Annotated in this window: 21 protein-coding genes; 16 read left to right on the top strand and 5 right to left on the bottom strand. The window is 46.8% G+C overall.

Annotated features, from left to right (window positions below; all coding sequences use genetic code 11):
• Positions 1-3 precede the first annotated feature (3 nt).
• The 5 genes from L9Q39_RS08610 to L9Q39_RS08590 all read right to left on the bottom strand — a co-directional run bounded on the left by L9Q39_RS08610 (position 4) and on the right by L9Q39_RS08590 (position 5,260).
• Positions 4-1,509 (bottom strand): inactive transglutaminase family protein, encoded by a 1,506-nt coding sequence (locus L9Q39_RS08610; protein WP_237484681.1) that lies wholly within the window; start codon positions 1,507-1,509, stop codon positions 4-6.
• A gap of 57 nt (positions 1,510-1,566) precedes the next feature.
• Entirely contained in the window at positions 1,567-2,304 is a 738-nt protein-coding gene (locus tag L9Q39_RS08605; protein WP_237484680.1) for an ATP-dependent zinc protease family protein, read from the bottom strand.
• A gap of 156 nt (positions 2,305-2,460) precedes the next feature.
• Entirely contained in the window at positions 2,461-3,438 is a 978-nt protein-coding gene (gene cmoB / locus L9Q39_RS08600) for a tRNA 5-methoxyuridine(34)/uridine 5-oxyacetic acid(34) synthase CmoB (protein ID WP_237484679.1), read from the bottom strand.
• Between the two features lie 12 nt (positions 3,439-3,450).
• Positions 3,451-4,194 (bottom strand): carboxy-S-adenosyl-L-methionine synthase CmoA, encoded by a 744-nt coding sequence (cmoA, locus tag L9Q39_RS08595; RefSeq protein WP_237484678.1) that lies wholly within the window; start codon positions 4,192-4,194, stop codon positions 3,451-3,453.
• Between the two features lie 190 nt (positions 4,195-4,384).
• Positions 4,385-5,260, bottom strand: coding sequence for a DUF72 domain-containing protein (locus L9Q39_RS08590; protein ID WP_494337055.1), 876 nt, complete (start codon positions 5,258-5,260; stop codon positions 4,385-4,387).
• Between the two features lie 217 nt (positions 5,261-5,477).
• Between L9Q39_RS08590 and aspS the strand changes: the two genes are divergently transcribed.
• The 16 genes from aspS to nadA all read left to right on the top strand — a co-directional run bounded on the left by aspS (position 5,478) and on the right by nadA (position 20,172).
• Entirely contained in the window at positions 5,478-7,253 is a 1,776-nt protein-coding gene (gene aspS / locus L9Q39_RS08585; protein ID WP_237484676.1) for an aspartate--tRNA ligase, read from the top strand.
• A gap of 78 nt (positions 7,254-7,331) precedes the next feature.
• A complete protein-coding gene (gene ruvC, locus L9Q39_RS08580; protein WP_237484675.1) occupies positions 7,332-7,853 on the top strand; it encodes a crossover junction endodeoxyribonuclease RuvC in 522 nt (173 codons plus the stop codon).
• 110 nt (positions 7,854-7,963) lie between these two features.
• Entirely contained in the window at positions 7,964-8,584 is a 621-nt protein-coding gene (gene ruvA, locus L9Q39_RS08575) for a Holliday junction branch migration protein RuvA (RefSeq protein WP_237485539.1), read from the top strand.
• Between the two features lie 94 nt (positions 8,585-8,678).
• Positions 8,679-9,689, top strand: coding sequence for a Holliday junction branch migration DNA helicase RuvB (gene ruvB / locus L9Q39_RS08570; protein ID WP_237484674.1), 1,011 nt, complete (start codon positions 8,679-8,681; stop codon positions 9,687-9,689).
• 416 nt (positions 9,690-10,105) lie between these two features.
• Positions 10,106-11,692 (top strand): cytochrome ubiquinol oxidase subunit I, encoded by a 1,587-nt coding sequence (gene cydA, locus L9Q39_RS08565; RefSeq protein WP_237484673.1) that lies wholly within the window; start codon positions 10,106-10,108, stop codon positions 11,690-11,692.
• Between the two features lie 15 nt (positions 11,693-11,707).
• Positions 11,708-12,844: a cytochrome d ubiquinol oxidase subunit II gene (cydB, locus tag L9Q39_RS08560; protein WP_237484672.1), complete on the top strand. Its 1,137-nt coding sequence runs from the start codon at positions 11,708-11,710 to the stop codon at positions 12,842-12,844.
• Positions 12,845-12,856: 12 nt separating this feature from the next.
• Positions 12,857-12,964, top strand: a complete 108-nt coding sequence (cydX, locus tag L9Q39_RS08555; RefSeq protein WP_000270284.1) for a cytochrome bd-I oxidase subunit CydX — start codon at positions 12,857-12,859, stop codon at positions 12,962-12,964.
• Positions 12,957-13,259, top strand: coding sequence for a cyd operon protein YbgE (ybgE, locus tag L9Q39_RS08550; RefSeq protein ID WP_237484671.1), 303 nt, complete (start codon positions 12,957-12,959; stop codon positions 13,257-13,259). Before cydX ends, ybgE begins: the two co-directional genes overlap by 8 nt.
• A 199-nt stretch (positions 13,260-13,458) precedes the next feature.
• Positions 13,459-13,878 (top strand): tol-pal system-associated acyl-CoA thioesterase, encoded by a 420-nt coding sequence (ybgC, locus tag L9Q39_RS08545; protein ID WP_290369138.1) that lies wholly within the window; start codon positions 13,459-13,461, stop codon positions 13,876-13,878.
• On the top strand, positions 13,868-14,554 hold the full coding sequence (gene tolQ, locus L9Q39_RS08540) for a protein TolQ (protein ID WP_237484670.1): 687 nt from the start codon (positions 13,868-13,870) through the stop codon (positions 14,552-14,554). The genes ybgC and tolQ overlap by 11 nt, the downstream gene beginning before the upstream one ends.
• Positions 14,554-14,997, top strand: coding sequence for an ExbD/TolR family protein (locus L9Q39_RS08535; RefSeq protein WP_237484669.1), 444 nt, complete (start codon positions 14,554-14,556; stop codon positions 14,995-14,997). The genes tolQ and L9Q39_RS08535 overlap by 1 nt, the downstream gene beginning before the upstream one ends.
• Positions 14,998-15,010: 13 nt before the next feature.
• The gene (gene tolA / locus L9Q39_RS08530; RefSeq protein WP_237484668.1) at positions 15,011-16,072 is read left to right on the top strand and encodes a cell envelope integrity protein TolA; all 1,062 of its coding nucleotides are present in this window, start codon (positions 15,011-15,013) and stop codon (positions 16,070-16,072) included.
• 15 nt (positions 16,073-16,087) lie between these two features.
• Positions 16,088-17,440: a Tol-Pal system beta propeller repeat protein TolB gene (gene tolB / locus L9Q39_RS08525; protein ID WP_237484667.1), complete on the top strand. Its 1,353-nt coding sequence runs from the start codon at positions 16,088-16,090 to the stop codon at positions 17,438-17,440.
• A gap of 46 nt (positions 17,441-17,486) precedes the next feature.
• Positions 17,487-18,017, top strand: coding sequence for a peptidoglycan-associated lipoprotein Pal (gene pal / locus L9Q39_RS08520; protein ID WP_237484666.1), 531 nt, complete (start codon positions 17,487-17,489; stop codon positions 18,015-18,017).
• Positions 18,018-18,051: 34 nt separating this feature from the next.
• Positions 18,052-18,828 (top strand): tol-pal system protein YbgF, encoded by a 777-nt coding sequence (gene ybgF / locus L9Q39_RS08515; RefSeq protein WP_237484665.1) that lies wholly within the window; start codon positions 18,052-18,054, stop codon positions 18,826-18,828.
• 282 nt (positions 18,829-19,110) lie between these two features.
• Positions 19,111-20,172, top strand: coding sequence for a quinolinate synthase NadA (nadA, locus tag L9Q39_RS08510; RefSeq protein WP_237484664.1), 1,062 nt, complete (start codon positions 19,111-19,113; stop codon positions 20,170-20,172).
• Positions 20,173-20,199 lie beyond the last annotated feature (27 nt).

The following is a 20,199-nucleotide window of genomic DNA, read 5'->3' as shown; positions in this document are numbered from 1 at the left end:
AGCTTAGTCCTCCGTCAACGGTTTAAAGCGACGAAGCTCGGTTAGGCGATAACCGGTGTAGGTACCGAGCAGTAAGATGCCGCCAAGAATGACCAGTTGCAGACCGATAAAGTTAAAGGTGAGGTGCTGAACGTAGGAGTTGGTCATCGCAAGATAAACCAAAACCGCCGTGAGCAGTGAGCCTCCGCCTTGCAACACCACCTCTTTTGCACCTTCCTCTTCCCAAAGAATCGACATACGCTCGATAGTCCATGAAAGAATAATCATCGGGAAGAAAGTAATCGAAAGCCCTTCGGTCAGACCAATCTTATAGGCAACCACGGTAAATACCGAGATGATTAAGATAACCGTAATAATGACGGCGGATATCCGCGCCACCAGCAATAGATTGAGCTTAGAAAGATAGCTACGAATCACCAGACCCGTGCCAACAATCAACAAGAAACCGACGATGCCGGTCACCAACTGCGTCTGTACAAATGCCACCGCAATAAGGACAGGCATAAAAGTGCCCGAGGTTTTTAAACCGATCAGAATACGCAGGAAAACGACAATCAATGCGCCAATTGGGATCAGCATGATGGTTTTAAACATCGCTTGCTCTTCAAGAGGCAAACTATGGATAGAGAAGTTGAGTAAGCCATCAGCATTGACTTTGCTTGCCGTTGCTTCGCTTGCCGACACCTCTTGAGCAATCATAGTAAAGTGAACCTTACTGTCTTTGCCCCCAATTACGTCTAACAGTGAAACGTTGGATTGATCCCATACCAGCAGGTTCTGTTTATCTTTGCCCTCATTATTGTCAGGAGCGAAGATTTGCCAATGGCTGCCATCCCAGACTTGAATCATCTGTTGAACCGTTTGACGACGGCGACCATCTTCAAGTTCGATCACGCCGACGACCTTAGCGGGAACTTGTGCAAAAGCGAGTAATTTTGCAACTGCCTCGGTTTTGTCCATATCGTTAAGCAGTAGTGCGGCGTTTTGGCTATCACTATCGTTGAGGGTTTTGATGAGCTCGCGAGTGAAAGTGATATCGTCAGCAGACCGCCCTTTAGCACGTGAGATAAGTGCGTTCGCGGCGGCTTCTTCTGGACCATTGAAAGTCGGCGCAGCGATTTCACCAGTAGGGGGCGTTGGGTCAGCGACGGCCTGATCATCGACCAGAAACTGGGTTTTGTAATAGATGGTTTGCGCCCCCGTCGCTTGTCGGATAGACCACTCGGCGCGGCGTCCTGCATCAGAGTCAACATAGGAAACCCCATAACCCTGCGAAGAGGCCGATTCATTGGTCAGTGTATAGCCACTTTGGGTTTGTGGTGCTGCCAGAGAGATTTTGACTGCATCCCCAGTGGCTTTAAATTCGATTCTTGCTTCAATGTCCCAAACTTGCCTAGATTCTCCAGGTGTCCAAGGTACACCATAAGTTTGATGCCTTATTACGCTCAAGGCGATGCCGGCAATAATAAGCAGACTTACGGATAGATAAAATGGAATACGCGATGTCATAAACAGCCTTATTATTGTATTTTCGTCCCGTGAATAGTTAGTGCGGGTTTGGATTTATTAATTGACCTTCTGAATGTATTGCTTACTCACATCCACTAAAGCGATATCTTTAATAAATTCTCTCCCTAGAAGTATAGGGTGGGACATTTGCGAGCGATCTGCCAGTGTAAATTGCGCTTTTTCATGGATTTTTCCAACTTTTATCCATAATTCCACTACCGCTCTGCGTTCCCCTTTTTCATTCGCTGACTGACGTATTTTGGCATAGCGAATTACTGGTGCTTCAATATAGGGCGATTCACTGCTTTTGGTATTTTGTGAGAGCAGCTTAAATTTAACCCACTCTTTGCCATCACGCTCGAAAAATTGAATATCTCCCGCATTTAACGAAGAGGTTGCCGCACCAGTGTCGACTCGAGCATCAAACTGGGTCGCTAAGCTGTCGATCTCTACCGTTTCAATTGCCCCAAGCACGGTGACATTGCTGGGTTCTGATGTGGCTACCGCAGCAACCGGTGCAGGAGTCGATGACTCAGTTTGTTTCGGTGCTTCAGCCGTTTTTTGTTGTTGCAGCTGCTGGACTTGCTGTTGCAAGGTGTCTACCGATAACTCCAGACTATCGATATAGTCGGTTTGATTACTCAGCTGAAGATTTAAATTATAGAGTCGATTTTCGATTCTAGACTCTGCCTGTTCAATGGCAGTGAGTGTACTTTGGTGCAAATCCTGATGATTGACGGTTGAGCAACCGCTAACCATGACAATAAGAGAGATCAATGCCAAACGCTTATGCATGATAAACCCAAGAAAAAAGTGTAAGTAAGATGATTTATAACGAAATTTAGCGTGACAATAGAGGGTTACACTGCCTCTATTGTCAGAGCTTCGTCAGAGTTGGTCACCTAGGTTCAGAACCTAGGAATTATTCCAATCTGACGAGAAAATGGTCAGCTATTCGTTCGGGTTAGTTGCTACTAACACTGCGCGTCTCGGCGCAGGGTAGCCTTCAACTGTTTTGGTTGGATCATTAGGATCCAGATACTCAGGCAGAGAATTATGTGTCATCCACTGAGTTGTGCGTTGTTCTTTGGTCGATGTGACATTTTCATCAACGATGCGAACATTCTCAAAGCCGACTTTTTCTAGCCAGACTTTTAACGCTTTTGCTGATGGGAAGAAATAGACATTACGCATTTGGGCATAACGGTCAAATGGCACCAGTACCGCATTTTCATCGCCGTCGATCACCAAGGTTTCAAGGATCAGTTCGCCGCCCGCAACCAACTGGTTTTTCAATTGAATCAAGTGATCCAGTGGCGAACGGCGGTGATACAGCACACCCATGCTGAAAACAGTATCAAAGGCTTTCAGTTCAGGTAGTTGCTCGATACCTAAAGGTAATAGGTGGGCGCGTTGATCGTCTCCCATTAACTTACGGATGGCTTCAAATTGCACCAAGAACAGATGCGATGGATCAATCCCTACACAAAGACGCGCCCCTTCGCCCAGCATGCGCCACATGTGGTAGCCATTACCACAACCCACATCCAACACAGAGCGATTTTTAAGCGGGGAAATATGCGGCAACACGCGATCCCATTTCCAATCTGAGCGCCATTCGGTGTCAATATGGATATCATGGACATGATAAGGACCTTTGCGCCATGGATGGAAGGTGCGCAATAGGTTTTCCAGCTTTTTCATCTCACCTTGAGCAAGCGGTGTCTCGTTAGAGATCGCCACACGCTGTTGTAGTTCGACGTTATCCGGTCGGTCAGCTGGAATTTTAGCTAATGCTCGCAGCCAGCGATCAAAGTCGCCGTGCTGAGCGTTTTGCCAGTCAGTCAGTTGCTGCGGCAAGATATTGAGCCAAGGTTGAAGACGCGTATCTTGCGCGATAAGTTGATAGAAGTTTGCAAAATTAAACATGAATATCTCTACTTATTTGACGGCAAACATGGAGCCAAAATTAAAACACTGGAACCAAACTTCGTAGCTACTAAAGCCGATCTCTTTAAAGCGTTGCTTGTGGGCATTAATCGAATCTGGACGCATCACATTCTCAATCGCACTGCGTTTTTGACTGATTTCCAATTCGCTATAGCCATTGGCACGCTTAAAGTCGTGGTGAAGATCGATTAATAATTCGTGTGCGCCTTCATCTTCAAACACAAACTTCTCGGACAATATCAAAATACCGCCCGGTTTAAGACCTTGATAGATCTTCTCAAGCAGAGTGCGACGATCGTCCGGAGATAAGAATTGCAGCGTGAAGTTAAGCACCACAACGGAGGCGTTTTCTATCTCAATATCACGGATATCAGCTTCAACCACACTCACTGGCGTTTCGGCACGATAGGCGTTGACGTGCAACTTGCAGCGCTCAACCATAGCCGACGAGTTATCGACCGCAATAATATGGCAGCCCTCTTGATCGATATTGCGACGCATAGAAAGGGTCGCCGCGCCCAATGAACAACCGAGGTCATAAATGTTGGAATGAGGTTTAGCGAAGCGCTGCGCCAGCATGCCAATGGCAGAAATGATATTGCTGTATCCTGGGACACTGCGTTGAATCATATCAGGAAAGACTTCTGCCACACGCTCATCGAACGTGAAATCGCCAATTTTATCAATAGGTGCAGAGAAAATATTGTCTTTATTCTGCGTGTCTTCGTTGTGCATGAAAACCTCGTTGAACAGGGAATGTCGAAATAGAAAAAGGCGCGCATTTTACGCTATAGAATATTAAATGTCACTCATAGACCCTAAAGTGAAAGGGGAGTGCTGACTTGGTGCTTGTTTGCATCAATAAAACCGTGTGCCTCAAGCTTAAAACTTACACTCAAAATTCAAGAACTCAAAACTTAAGAACTCAAAACATAGCAAGTTGCTGACCATCATCATCTTCAGCGGGAAAACGCGCTAGCGCAGGCAGGGTCGTTAACTGTTGCAGTTGTTGGTACAACTGTTTAGCAAGCTGCGGCGCTAAATTGTTGTCGGGTGTATGCACCATAATATAAGGCGTTTTCCCTTGCTCAATCCATTGCGGTATTGTTTTAAGCCAAGGTGCAAAAAACGTACTGTTTGCTTCGAGGTCTGGATGACCAATAAAGCGGATCATGGGCTGCTCTGCGGTGGCAATGGCATGAGTCGGTACACGCGGCTTTTGACTATGCGCCTCAATCACGGCGGGCGTGTCTGGTTTAGCGGCAAACACTGGGCGGCTGTCCATAATAATTCGGTCTATGCCCGTTTCGACTAGCCAATGATTGAGACGCTTTTCATTCTCTCCCTTGTCGAAGAACGCCAGATGACGCACCTCAATGCCAAGAGGAAAGTCTTTAGGAAACCACTGGCAAAACGCCATCAAGTTCGATAACTGCTCGGGAGAAAATTGCGCTGGCAGTTGGATGGTCCACATGCCAACCTTTTCATGCAGCGGCGACATAACGCGAAGGAAGTCAGACAGTGCCTCTTGGCAGTTAACTAACTGATGTTGGTGGGTGATCGCACTTGGCAGTTTAAAGGTAAAGCGGAAATTATCGGGTGTCGCGCTATGCCAATTAGCGACTGTCGAACTCGCGGGCGTGGCGTAGAAAGTGGTGTTGCCCTCGACGGTATTAAAGACTTGGGCATATTTTTCTAGGCGCTGACTCGTTTTGGTGCCGCGACCAAAAAAGGACGCCTGCCACTCATTATGCGACCACATGGTTAAACCGATTCGACAGCGGGGCTCAGTAACTCGCATTAGGCGAAATCCTCGACTTGTGTTGATATTTTATACGTTTGCACCCGATACCAGCCCTAGACCGCGATTAATGACAATAAATCTGTTGAATTAGGTCGATTTTAAACGATTTTCCGAGTATAAATGAACCTTTGATTTTGCAGGCTGGACCTTTTACTTTTCATGGTTAGCCTACAATATAGATTTCATATAAACATTGGAAATTGGGAAATTCATTATGCGTAGCCATTACTGTGGTCACCTGAACAAGTCCCTTGCAGGACAAACTGTAGAACTGTGCGGCTGGGTTAATCGCCGTCGAGATTTAGGCGGTCTTATCTTTATTGATATGCGAGATCGTGAGGGTATCGTTCAGGTAGTAGTTGATCCGGATATGGCGGAAGCTTATGAAGTTGCTAACCAACTTCGCAATGAGTTCTGCATCAAATTAACGGGTGAAGTTCGTGTGCGTCCAGAGAGCCAAGTCAACAAAGACATGGCGACGGGCGAAGTTGAAGTATTGGCAAAAGGTCTGGAGATCATCAACCGTTCTGACGTGTTGCCACTTGACTTCAACCAGACCAACACCGAAGAGCAGCGTCTAAAGTACCGTTATATTGACCTACGTCGTCCAGAAATGAGCGACCGTATTAAACTGCGTGCCAAAGCCAGCAGCTTTGTGCGTCGTTTCCTTGACGAAAATGGTTTCCTAGATATCGAAACGCCAGTGCTGACAAAAGCGACGCCGGAAGGTGCGCGTGACTATCTCGTCCCAAGCCGTGTTCATAAAGGCTCATTCTACGCACTGCCTCAATCGCCTCAACTGTTTAAGCAGTTGCTGATGATGTCTGGTTTTGACCGCTACTATCAAATCGTAAAATGTTTCCGTGATGAAGATTTACGTGCTGATCGTCAACCTGAATTTACTCAGATCGATATCGAAACATCATTTATGAGTGCCGATCAAGTGCGTGAAGTGACGGAGAAAATGGTTCGCGATATGTGGCAAGAGCTACTGAACGTAGACCTAGGTCAGTTCCCTGTGATGCCATTCTCTGAAGCGATTCGTCGTTTTGGTTCTGATAAGCCTGATCTGCGTAACCCGCTTGAGCTAGTGGATGTGGCTGATCTTGTTAAAGATGTCGAGTTCAAAGTGTTCTCGGGTCCAGCAAACGATGACAAAGGTCGCGTTGCGGTTATCCGTGTACCGGGCGGTGCTTCACTCACACGTAAGCAGATTGATAGCTACGGCGAATACGTGGGTATCTACGGTGCTAAAGGTTTAGCATGGATGAAGGTGAATGACCGTGCAGCGGGCATGGAAGGCATCCAGTCTCCAGTGGCTAAATTCCTAAGCGAAGATGTGATCAACGGTATTCTTGAGCGTACTCAAGCAGAGTCGGGTGACATCATTCTATTCGGTGCGGATAAAGCCAACGTAGTCGCGGAAGCATTGGGCGCATTGCGTCTGAAACTCGGTAAAGATCTAGAGCTCACCGATAACTCTGCATGGGCACCGCTATGGGTTGTCGACTTCCCGATGTTTGAAGAAGATGATGAAGGTAACTTGCATGCAATGCACCACCCATTCACTTCGCCACTCGGTGTTAATGCAGAAGAGCTAACAGCGAATCCAGCGGCAGCAAACTCAAACGCCTACGATATGGTACTTAACGGCTATGAAGTTGGTGGCGGTTCAGTTCGTATCCACAATGCAGAAATGCAAGCGGCTGTGTTTGAAATCTTAGGCATTAATGCTGAAGAGCAGCGTGAGAAGTTTGGCTTCCTACTGGATGCACTTAAGTACGGCACACCACCACACGCAGGTCTTGCGTTCGGTCTTGACCGTCTGGTGATGCTACTGTGTGGCACAGAGAACATCCGTGACGTGATTGCATTCCCGAAAACCACCGCAGCAGCTTGTCTGTTGACGGATGCGCCAAGTGTTGCCAATCCAGCAGCCCTTGAAGAACTTGCGATTGCAGTGACAGCGGCGAAACAGAAAGACGCTTAATTTCAGTCTTGAATAGAAACTCCCGCACTTGCGGGAGTTTTTGTTTCCGCTGAGATCAAGAGAAGAGATAGGTAGTTAATGTCGATAATTTTAGGAATTGACCCAGGCTCGAGAATTACCGGTTACGGGGTGATTCGCCAACAAGGACGCCATTTGCACTATTTAGGCAGTGGTTGTATCCGCACCTCGGAAAAAGATCTACCCGGTCGATTGAAGCAGATTTATGCTGGGGTCAGTGAAATTATTACCCAATTCCAGCCGGATGTATTTGCTATCGAGCAGGTATTTATGTCCAAAAATGCCGACTCGGCACTTAAGCTTGGTCAAGCACGAGGCAGCGCGATTGTTGCTGCGGTGAATCATGACCTTCCGGTGTATGAATACGCCGCCAGATTGATTAAGCAAGCGGTCGTCGGCACGGGGGGTGCAGATAAAGCCCAAGTTCAGCATATGGTGATGAGCATGTTAAAGCTGGCAGCGAAACCCCAAGCAGACGCAGCCGATGCACTCGGTGTCGCCATTTGTCATGCCAATACCAATAAAACTCTCGTAGCCCTTGCTGGCAAAGCGACAGGTGCGAAAAAAGGACGCTATCGTTAATTGGGGGCATACTAACTCAGTGGGCTGCACAAAAGTGAACGAATAACTGGATGTCTATCCAGTTATTCTATATTCTAAGCCCCATTCAAGATCGTTATGAGAGAAACAAAGTGATAGGAAGATTACGAGGCATTCTAGTAGAGAAGCAACCACCAGAACTGTTAATTGAAGTCGGCGGCGTGGGCTATGAAGTCCAGATGCCAATGAGCTGCTTTTATGAACTGCCTGAAGTGGGACAAGAAGCCGTGATCTATACCCATTTTGTGGTTCGAGAAGATGCTCAGTTGCTGTATGGATTTAATACCGTTTCAGAGCGTGCGCTGTTCCGTGAGGTGATTAAAGCGAACGGGGTTGGACCTAAACTCGGACTTGGTATCCTTTCTGGAATGTCTGCCGCACAATTTGTTTCTTGCGTGGAGCGCGAAGATATCTCTACTCTGATTAAGTTGCCGGGCGTGGGTAAAAAAACCGCCGAGCGCTTAGTGGTAGAAATGAAAGACAGGCTAAAAGGTTGGGGCGCAGGTGATCTGTTCACGCCAGCCACGGATGCCGCTCCGATGGATTCCGTCTCTGCCGCGACATCAGGAACGCATGCAGAAGACGAAGCCGTTGCCGCGCTTCTTGCTCTTGGCTATAAACCAGCGCAAGCCTCTAAGGTGGTCTCGCAGGTTGCTCAGTCTGGAATGACGAGTGAAGCTATTATCCGCGAATCCTTGCGTGCTATGGTTTAAAGGAAACAGTGGTCTAAAGAAAACGGTTTAACAAAAAACTTGCTTAGTAAAAGAGTTTAATTTAGTCAGTCAGTAATTAGAGAGACATTCCCGTATGATTGAAGCGGATCGCTTAATTTCAGCCGATAGCCCTGACTTTAAAGATGAAGAGGTGATTGACCGTGCCATCCGACCCAAAAAGTTGGATGACTATGAGGGTCAAGAGCATGTGCGTGGTCAAATGGAGATCTTTATTAAGGCTGCACAGCTTCGTAATGAGGCGCTCGACCATCTACTGATCTTCGGTCCTCCCGGATTAGGTAAAACCACGTTGGCGAATATTGTTGCCAATGAAATGGAAGTCAATATTCGTACCACCTCGGGTCCTGTGCTTGAAAAGGCGGGAGATCTTGCTGCACTGCTGACTAACCTCGAAGAAAACGATGTGCTGTTTATTGATGAAATCCATCGTCTGAGTCCAATGGTCGAAGAAGTGCTTTACCCGGCGATGGAAGATTACCAGTTGGATATCATGATTGGTGAAGGACCCGCGGCGCGCTCGATTAAAATCGATCTGCCCCCGTTTACTCTGATTGGAGCCACGACGAGAGCCGGTTCATTAACCTCGCCACTGCGTGATCGCTTTGGTATTGTTCAGCGACTCGAATACTATAAAGTTGAAGACCTGCAGTCTATTGTTCAGCGCAGCGCTCACTGTTTAGGGCTAGAGATGCAAGCCGAAGGCGCATTAGAAATTGCTCGTCGAGCAAGGGGAACGCCTCGTATTGCCAACCGTTTATTACGCCGTGTTCGAGATTATGCAGAAGTGAAAGCGGATGGTGTGATTAGCAAAGATATCGCTGACAAAGCACTTAATATGCTGGATGTCGATAGTCGTGGTTTTGACTACATGGATAGAAAGCTACTGCTCGCTATCATGGAGAAATTCTCCGGTGGTCCAGTTGGCTTAGACAACCTTGCCGCCGCGATCGGTGAAGAAAAAGACACCATTGAAGATGTGATTGAGCCATACTTAATTCAGCAAGGTTATTTACAGCGTACACCTCGAGGACGTATTGCCTCAGATCGCGCTTATCTACATTTTGGTATTGACCGCCCAGATTAACGTTTTTTATAACAATTCTAAATATTGCACAAAGATCACAAAGTGATCTTTGTGCAATTTCTTGTATAACAATCTGTCCAAATTGATTGTTTTAGACACATCTCATTACAAAGCTCCTTGTATTAACCTGCCTTTCTATTGATGCAAATCAAGTTTAATTTAATTGTCATACATGTGCTTAAAATTAATTGATTCACATCAAGACAAGTTAATGGAGAAACCTTTTGAAACTGGCGTCAAATCGCAGTAATATTAGCGTCAGCTATATTAGCGCAAGCTTAACAATTAAATAACCAACAAGGTACATTTTCGCAACAGGGATGAGTGAAAAGCTCAACATTTTTAATGTAAACTCAACCAATATCCTTGGAGCAAGATGTAAAACGTGTCCACAATAAGGCACACAAGGAGTTACTATGATAGATGTTGTTGATCTGTCTCGATTGCAATTTGCACTCACGGCAATGTATCACTTCCTGTTCGTTCCATTGACTCTCGGTATGGCATTCTTACTTGCCATCATGGAGTCCCTCTACGTAATGACCAATAAGCAGATCTATAAGGACATGACCAAGTTCTGGGGTAAGCTGTTTGGTATTAACTTTGCCTTAGGTGTTGCCACCGGCCTAACCATGGAATTCCAGTTCGGTACTAACTGGTCCTACTATTCCCACTATGTCGGCGATATCTTTGGTGCTCCGTTAGCGATTGAGGCACTGGTTGCTTTCTTCCTCGAATCCACTTTTGTTGGTCTTTTCTTCTTCGGGTGGGATCGTCTATCTAAACGTCAACACTTGGTTGTCACCTGGTTGGTAGCACTTGGCTCTAACTTCTCTGCGTTGTGGATCTTGGTCGCCAACGGCTGGATGCAACATCCTGTCGGTGCCGAGTTCAACTTTGAAACCATGCGTATGGAAATGGTCAGCTTTGCCGAAGTGGTGCTTAACCCTGTTGCTCAGGTGAAATTTGTTCACACTGTGGCGTCAGGTTATACCACCGGTGCGATGTTTATCCTTGGCGTGAGTTCTTACTACCTACTGAAAGGTCGTGACATTGCTTTTGCACGTCGTTCATTTGCTATCGCGGCTTCGTTCGGTATGGCATCTATCCTGTCTGTTATCGTGCTGGGTGACGAGTCAGGTTATGAGCTTGGTGACGTACAGAAAGTAAAACTGGCGGCGATTGAAGCTGAGTGGCATACAGAGCCAGCTCCGGCAGCGTTCACGCTATTTGGTCTTCCAAACCAAGAGACCATGCACACCGATTACGCGATTAAGATCCCTTATGTGATGGGTATCATCGCAACACGTTCATTCGATACGCCGGTACAAGGTCTGCGTGACTTGCGTGAAGAGCACGTCGATCGTATCCGTAACGGTATGTATGCTTATGACCTACTAGAAAAACTGCGTGCAGGTGAGCGTTCAGAGCAAAACCTAACGGCTTTTGATGAAGTGAAAGACGATCTAGGTTATGGCTTACTATTGAAGCGCTATACCGATAATGTTGTTGACGCAACAGAAGACCAAATTCAAGCCGCAGCGGATGACTCTATCCCAACGGTTTGGCCGCTATTCTGGTCGTTCCGCATCATGGTGGGTTGTGGTTTCGTAATGTTATTTATCTTTGGTGCCGCGTTTGTTCAAACATGTCGTCACAAGATTGAACAGAAACCTTGGATCCTTAAAGCCGCACTGTTTGGTATTCCTCTACCTTGGATTGCAATCGAAGCGGGCTGGTTTGTCGCTGAGTATGGTCGCCAACCTTGGGCGGTCGGTGAAATCCTACCAGTACACGTTGCCGCCTCGGCGCTGACTCACTCTCAACTATGGACATCACTGTTTGCCATTATTGCGCTCTATACCGTGTTCTTGATCGCTGAAGTTTACCTCATGGTTAAATTTGCGCGTAAAGGGCCAAGTAGCTTGAAAACTGGACGTTATCACTTTGAGCAAAACGTCGACACAGTTGAAAGCAAAGTTAGTCGTCAAGTAGAAGCGTAGACAGGGAGAAAAAATATGTTTGATTACGAAGTCTTACGATTCATCTGGTGGGTACTGATTGGCGTACTATGCGTTGGCTTTGCCGTAACCGATGGTTTTGATATGGGCGTTGGTGCGTTGGTGCCAATCCTAGGTAAAAGCGACACTCAACGTCGCGTGATGATCAACTCGATTGCTCCGCACTGGGATGGTAACCAAGTATGGCTTATCACTGCGGGTGGTGCGTTGTTTGCGGCGTGGCCACTGGTTTATGCTACGTCATTCTCTGGTTTTTATCTGGCGATGATTGTGACCTTAGCGGCATTATGGCTGCGTCCAATTGGTCTTGATTACCGTTCTAAACTGGAAGATGCCCGTTGGCGTCAAGCGTGGGATGTTGGTATCTCAATCAGTGGTTTTGTTCCACCGCTTATCTTTGGTGTGGCTTTTGGTAACCTGCTACAAGGTGTGCCGTTCCAACTGAGCGACTTTATGATGCCAACTTACCATGGCTCATTCTTCGGTCTGCTTAATCCGTTTGCTTTGTTATGTGGCTTAGTCAGCGTGTTTATGATTTTGTTGCAAGGTTCAACTTGGCTGCAGATGAAAACCACAGGGGATATCCACACCAGAGCGCGTTCAGTTGCGCAAATCATGGGTTTACTGGTTGTGGTCACTTTTGTGGCGGCGGGTGTTTGGATTCAATCTATCGAAGGTTATCTGATAGTGAGTGCGATTGATGGCAATGCCGCTTCAAACCCACTGAACAAAGAAGTGATCCGTGAAGCGGGCGCTTGGATGACAAACTTTGAAAAATATCCGTTACTTTGGATTGCGCCTGCACTGGGTGTTGTGATGCCACTGCTTGCTGCATTGATGTCTCGCATGGAAAAATGCGCACTGTCGTTTATTGCTTCTTCGCTCGCTAACGCTGGGGTTATCTTCACTGCGGGTGTGGCGATGTTCCCATTCGTGATGCCAAGTAGCTTGAACCCTTCACACAGCTTAACTATGTGGGATTCAACCTCAAGTGAGTTAACGTTGAACCTAATGACCGCCGTCGCCTTTGTTATGGTGCCCGTGATCTTAAGTTACACAGCGTGGACTTATTACAAGATGTTTGGTCGTCTCGATGACAAGTTCATCGAAGAAAACAAAAATTCACTTTACTAAGGAGCAATCAATATGTGGTATTTCGCTTGGATTTTAGGTGTATTGCTTGCTTGTGCTTTCGGTATCATCAACGCACTGTGGCTTGAACACAGTGAAATGATGGACAAAGACAGTGAGTAATTTGAATCAGTCGATTGAACAGATTCACCAGCCAATGGACAGATGGTGGTTGCGTATCGCGACCATCTTGCTGGGGTTTGTTCATGTTGGGTTATTTATGTGGGAACCAGTGCTTTACGATCAAGCCATTGGTGGTTTTACACCATTGCTGGGTATCTTGTTTCTGGTCTCTGTCTGTACCAGCATGGTTTATGGCATCGGATTTAAGCCAAGGTTTTGGCTGTGGCAGTTGGTGTTTACGCCATACTTGTCCTTGAGCGTCTTGCTTTATTTGACAGTGCTATACTTGATGTAATACCTGACTTAATCGCTGACTAGAATTTAAACAAAGCCCGAGGTTGTACCTCGGGCTTTTTGCTTAGTTTGCATGCTAATCACTGATAACTTTATCAATTTCATGTAAATTATCGCACTTTATTCAAAAATTCTTGTCACTATTAATAACAATCATCACCAGTTGAGTTATATTAAGGTTTTTCAAGGAAGTGCATAGTTTGTCTAACATACCATCAGAATTTCAGTTCCCGGTCACCGTCTATTACGAAGATACCGATGCAGGAGGCGTGGTTTACCATTCAAATTATTTAAACTTCTTTGAACGCGCACGTACTGAAATGCTGCGCAGTAAAGGGATTAACCAGCGTATTCTGCTCGAACAGAGTACTGGTTTTGTCGTTCGTCATATGGATATTGACTTTATTCGTGGTGCGAGGCTTGATGATCAACTCACGGTGAAAACCACAATTGGTCAGTTTAAGCGCGCCTCATTAACATTTTTACAAGAAATAACCGATCAACACGATGTGACAATCGCCAAGGCGGTGGTTAAAGTGGCATGTGTTGATAGTTCAATTATGAAGCCCAAGGCGATCCCGACGCCAATACTTACGGAGTTAAAACACAGTGACGGCTGATATTTCATTTTTAGATCTGTTTCTACAAGCAAGTCTGCTAGTAAAACTTGTCATGTTGATTTTGCTTGGCATGTCAGTGGTATCGTGGGCGATGATCATTAAGCGTAGCAAGGTTCTTAATAGCGCCACCAAAGAAAGCCATACGTTTGAAGACAAGTTCTGGTCAGGTGGCGATTTAACTCAGCTGTACCAAGATGCGAAGAAACGTAAAGAAGCGCTTTCGGGTACGGAAGAGATCTTCTTCAATGGCTTTAGCGAATTTTTGCGACTGCGTAAATCTAACCCGGATTCCCCTGCGTTTGTGATGGAAGGCACTGGTCGTGCGATGCGTGTTGCTGTTGCTCGTGAAGTCGATGAACTTGAAACCAACCTGCCTTTCTTGGCGACGGTGGGATCCATCAGTCCATACATCGGTCTATTTGGTACGGTTTGGGGCATCATGCATGCCTTTATCGCACTGGGCGAAGTCAAGCAGGCGACGTTGGCGATGGTTGCTCCTGGTATCGCTGAAGCGTTGATTGCAACTGCAATGGGTCTGTTTGCCGCCATTCCAGCGGTCATGGCTTACAACCGACTCAGCAATAAAGTGGACAAACTTGAGCACAACTACGCGACCTTTTCCGAAGAATTCCACAGTCTACTGCACCGTCAAGCGATGGCGGGTAGGGAGCAGTAATGGCTGGTTATCAACCCAAAAAGCGTAAGCTAACGGCAGAAATCAACGTTGTACCTTACATTGATGTCATGTTGGTGCTGCTGATCATCTTTATGGTGACCTCACCGTTTGTGACTCAAGGGGTTGATGTCGAACTGCCAAAAACGTCGACGGCAAAACCTGCCTCTGAATTAGCTGGTGATACTGAAGCCAGTTTTATCATTGTCGAGGTGGATGCTGACGGCAATCTAGGCTTAAGCGTCAACAATGAAGACGTAGTGCGAGGTCTAAGTCTACAAGATGTGATTTTGCGAGTCAGAGCGGAACTGAGCATCAATCCAAACTCTCCCGTTGCGGTTGGCGGCGATGCCGCTACTCCCTATGCCGAGGTTGTACTGTTATTAGATGAATTAAGTCGTGCGGGCGTACCAAAAGTAGGCTTGTTGACTGACATCAGGGAATAGAACGTTTCAGGGTATGAAAAACAAAAATAAACAGAATAACAGTTATTTATTGCCAGTCATGGTCTCTTTAGGCGCTCATGCCGTGTTGATGGCGGCGCTGTTATGGGGAACTGACTTTACCATGGAGCAAGCCGAGCCTACCGGAATGGTTGAGGCAGTGGTGATTGATCCGGCTCAGGTTCGCCAGCAAGCGGCGGAGATCCGCAAACAGAGAGAAACGGCAGCGAAGAAAGAGCAAGACCGACTAGACAAATTGCGCCGTGAGAGTGAGCAGCTTGAACGAAATCGCAAAGAGGAAGAAGAGCGTATTCGCAAGCTAAAACAGCAGCAAGCGCAAGATGCACAAGCCGCGCGTGAAGCGGAAAAGCGTCGTGAAGTCGAACGAAAACGCGCCGTAGAAGCGGAGACAGAACGAAAAATACAAGAAGAAGCCGTACGCAAAGCCGAACAGCAGCGTAAGGAAAAAGAAGCCGCGATAGCCAGAGCTGAGAAAGAGCGCATCGCTAAAGAAGCGGCGGTAGCGAAAGCCGAGCAAGAACGAATTGCCAAAGAAAAAGCGCTAAAAGAAGCACAAGAAAAAGCCCAGCGTGAAAAAGAGGCCGCTGAACGAGCCGAACAAGAGCGCATTGCCAAAGAAAAAGCCGCTGCTGAGGCGGCAGAAAAGGCACGCCAAGAGCAACTCCGTTTAGATCAACTGGAACGCGAGCGTCAAGAGAAAGAGGCGGCACTGAATGATATTTTTTCGGGACTAGAGAGTGAAGCTGCTGCGAACAGCACAGCGCGCTCTCGTTTCGTTTCTTCCGAAGTGCAAAGAATGGGTGCGATTTACACCCAACTGATTCAACAAAATCTACTGCTTGAAGACAGCTTTAGGGGTAAAGAGTGCAAAGTGAATCTTAGACTGATACCCGCGGGTAAAGATGCTGTTGTCGGCAATGTATCTATTATTGAAGGCGAGAGCAGGCTTTGTTCTGCCGCGAAACGAGCGATAGCGAAAGTCGGTAGCTTTCCGTTGTCCACGGATGCGGACGTGAACAGTCAACTAAAGAACATTAATCTGACAGTAGTTCCATAGAAAAAGGAAAGACGAGTGTTAAAGCGAATACTTTTAGGGATGGCAGTGATGCTTGGCGTGGTCAGCCAACATGCGACGGCAGCACTAGAGCTAGTAATAACGGACGGTATCGATTCAGCACGTCCTATTGCTATTGTTCCATTTAAATGGGAAGGCGCGGAGCCATTGCCGCAAGATGTGTCGGCGGTCGTAGCCTCTGATTTACAGCGCAGTGGCAAATTCAGCCCAGTGGCAACCAGCAAGATGCCACAAACGCCTTATGATGCGATGGACGTCAATTTCAATGCTTGGACTTCTTTGGGTGTCGATTCGTTACTGACGGGCACCATTAAAAAGAACGAGCAAGGCAACTATGAGGTCAGTTACCAATTGGTTGACGTGATTCGTGGTCAGTTAACGGGTGGTAAGTCACGAGCGTTGAGTGATGATGGTCAATTAGTGTTATCAAACGACCATGTGTTATTCAAAAAGCGCGCGACCGTGCCTGCGAACCGCTTAAGAGAATATGCACACCGTATCTCTGATCTTGTCTATCAAGAGTTGACTGGTGAGCGCGGTGCGTTTCTCACTCGTATCGCGTATGTTGTGGTCTCAGACAAAGCGGATTATCCCTACCAACTGCGTATCTCCGATTACGATGGCTACAACGAAAAGCTCGTACTGCAATCTAAGCAGCCGCTGATGTCTCCGGCTTGGTCTCCCGATGGTAAAAAAATCGCCTACGTGAGTTTCCAAAGCGGTCAGGCAGAAATTTTTGTGATGAATATCTATACCGGGAAAAGTGAACGTATTACGTCATTCCCGCGTCACAATGGTGCGCCAAGATTCTCACCGGATGGCAAGTCGCTGGCATTAGTATTGTCTAAAACCGGTCAGCTTCAGGTGTACACGTTAAATCTTGAAAGCAGAAAGTTGACGCAAATTACTAGCGGTCGGTCGAATAATACCGAACCTTTCTGGAAACCTGATGGGAAATCTCTTATTTTTACGTCCGACAGGGGTGGTAACCCTCAGATTTATGAAGTAAATTTGTCTGACGGCAAAACTGAGAGAATCACTTGGCAGGGTAGCCAAAACCTCGGTGGGCAGATCACCCCCGACGGTCGTTACCTCGTCATGGTTAATGGCTCACGTTCTGGCTTTAATCTTGCAAAACAAGATCTTGAAACCGGTTCAGTGCAAATTTTAACCAAAACACTGCTGGATGAATCGCCAAGCATTGCACCGAACGGTAGCATGGTGATATACAGTTCCATCTATAACAAAACTAACGTGTTATCAATGGTTTCCATTGATGGACGCTTTAAGGCGAGATTGCCTGCGACTAACGGACGTGTTCGTGCGCCAGCTTGGTCGCCATTTTTATAGCAAATAAATTTATAGCAAATAAATAAGAAGTTAAGGAAATAATAAAATGCAAATGAACAAAGTATTTAAGGGTTTGCTGATTGCGCTACCTGTTCTCGCTATGACAGCGTGTAGCTCAAGCGACGACGCATCATCTTCTGCTGCAGCTCAAGATGCGGCAACAAATCAACAGCAGCAAGAAACGACTGTTGTTACGCCGATTGATGCAAATGGTCAGCTAACTGAGCAAGAGCTTAAAGAGAAAGCGCTACGCGAAAATCAAACTATCTACTTTGCATTTGATAACGCTTCAATCGCAGGTGACTACGAAGATATGCTAGCAGCACATGCCGCATACCTTAGCCAAGATCCGGCAATGAAAGTGACAATCGAAGGTCACGCAGATGAGCGCGGTACACCTGAGTACAACATCGCCCTTGGTGAGCGTCGTGCACAAGCTGTTGCGAAATACATTCAAGCATTGGGTGTTCAAGCTGACCAAATTTCTATCGTAAGCTACGGTGAAGAGAAACCACTCGTTTTTGGTCAATCTGACGATGCTTATGCGAAGAACCGCCGCGCAGTTCTTGTATACTAATCTCGCTTTTACGGCAAGTAAGGTAATTTAACTTATGAAAAGTAACATTAAGCGCCTAATCACGCTGACGTTACTTGCCGGTGCGGCGAGCTCAGCGCTCGCTGCACAAGCACCGGTTTCCGACTTAAACTCTTCTGCCGCGACCAGCACAACCTCTCGTGCTTCCGCAAGTAGTGAGACCGAAGTTCAGCGTCTGCAAAGACTACTGCAGAACCAAAATCGTGTGCAGGCAAGAATGCAGCAGCAACTTGATGAAATGAGTCAAGAGGTTGCCACCCTTAGAGGACAACTTGAGCGCAATAGCTACGATATGAATCAAATGCTACAGCGCCAACGTGAACTGTTTATCGAGATCGATAAATTGCGATCGCAAGCCAGCGCAACTCCGGTTGTTAGCGAACCTCAAGGTGAAACGCAAACACAGGGTAAATATAGCTCTGATGTTAGCGAGCAAGCCGCCTATCAAGCCGCAGTGGATATGATCCTTAAAAAACGTGATTACGCTGGCGCAATCAAAGCGTTTAAGCAGTTCCAAAAGGACTATCCGAACTCAACTTATGCCCCTAACACACACTACTGGTTAGGTCAGCTCTATTTTGCACAGCGTCAAGATGATCTGGCAGAGCAGAGCTTTAGTGCGGTTGTGAGTTTTAAAGACTCCAATAAACGTGCCGATGCATTGGTGAAGTTGGGCGATATTGCCAAGCGTGGCAATAAAGCTGAGCAAGCCGCTAAGTATTATCAGCAAGTGATTACTGAATATCCTGATAGCTCCTCGGCTAAAGTTGCTAAGTCGAGCTTGAGTCAATAATACGCTGCAAACCCCTAATACAGTCCGGTTAGGGGTTTTTTATTGATGTCGCTTCAAGCCCAATTCCACCCCCTGCGTTTAGCCCGTTCGCCAGTTTGTACTAAGATTTTGTCCTGACAATTTGTACGGTTAACTTGTTTAGACAACAGTTATCTTGCACAGACAACAGTGACTGGTTGCCTTTCTTTTCCTGCCAATATTCGTCTCGGATTCACTTTGTCCTCAGGTTCAGATGGGTGTACAATGTGCGGATTCATTTGCAAGTAGCATAGAGCAAGCGCTATGAGCCACATCCTAGATACAATCGATACGGTTTACCCGTTTCCACCGAAACCTGTTCCACTTAGCGATCAGGAGAAGCAGCAGCACGTTGCGAATATTAAAGCGTTACTAAAACAGAAAGACGCCGTGTTGATCGCTCACTATTATACTGACCCAGAGATCCAAGCTTTAGCGGAAGAGACCGGCGGCTTTGTTGGTGATTCGCTTGAGATGGCAAAATTTGGTAATCGTCATCCAGCCTCAACGCTTATCGTCGCGGGTGTACGCTTTATGGGCGAGTCAGCGAAGATATTGACACCAGAAAAAACCATTCTTATGCCGACACTTGAAGCCGAGTGCTCGCTGGACTTAGGTTGCCCTGCTGATAAATTCACTGAATTTTGCGATGCTCATCCAGACCACACCGTGGTGGTTTACGCCAATACCTCAGCGGCGGTAAAAGCGCGCGCAGATTGGGTCGTGACATCCAGTATCGCGTTGGAAATCGTTGAGCATTTGGATGAAGAAGGTAAACCGATTATCTGGGGTCCTGACCGCCATTTGGGCTCATACATCGCAAAGCAAACCGGTGCCGATATGCTGTTATGGCAAGGGGAGTGCGTGGTTCACGACGAGTTCTCAGCCAAAGCGTTGAAAGATATGAAGTCGGTTTACCCAGATGCAGCGATTCTGGTTCACCCAGAGTCTCCGGCGAGCGTGGTTGAATTAGCCGATGCGGTTGGTTCAACCAGCCAATTAATTAAATCCGCTAAAGCGCTCCCTCATAAACAAATGATTGTGGCGACTGACAAAGGCATCTTTTATAAGATGCAGCAGATGGTGCCGGACAAAGAACTGATCGAAGCACCGACGGCAGGCGCGGGTGCCACGTGTCGCAGTTGTGCTCACTGCCCTTGGATGGCGATGAACGGCTTGAAAGCCATTGAAGCTGCGCTGACTGAAGGCGGTCAAGAGCACGAGATCTTCGTCGATGAAGCATTGCGTCTCAAATCATTGATCCCGCTGAACCGCATGCTTGATTTTGCTGAGCAGCTACAGATCAAAGTGAAAGGAAATGCTTAGTTAATCACCGATTAACCTAAGTTATGA

The organism is Vibrio hippocampi, assembly GCF_921292975.1.
In the GTDB taxonomy this organism is placed as follows: domain Bacteria; phylum Pseudomonadota; class Gammaproteobacteria; order Enterobacterales; family Vibrionaceae; genus Vibrio; species Vibrio hippocampi.
Note: the sequence above shows the minus strand (reverse complement) of the source record. Positions and strands in the feature narration are given on the sequence as shown.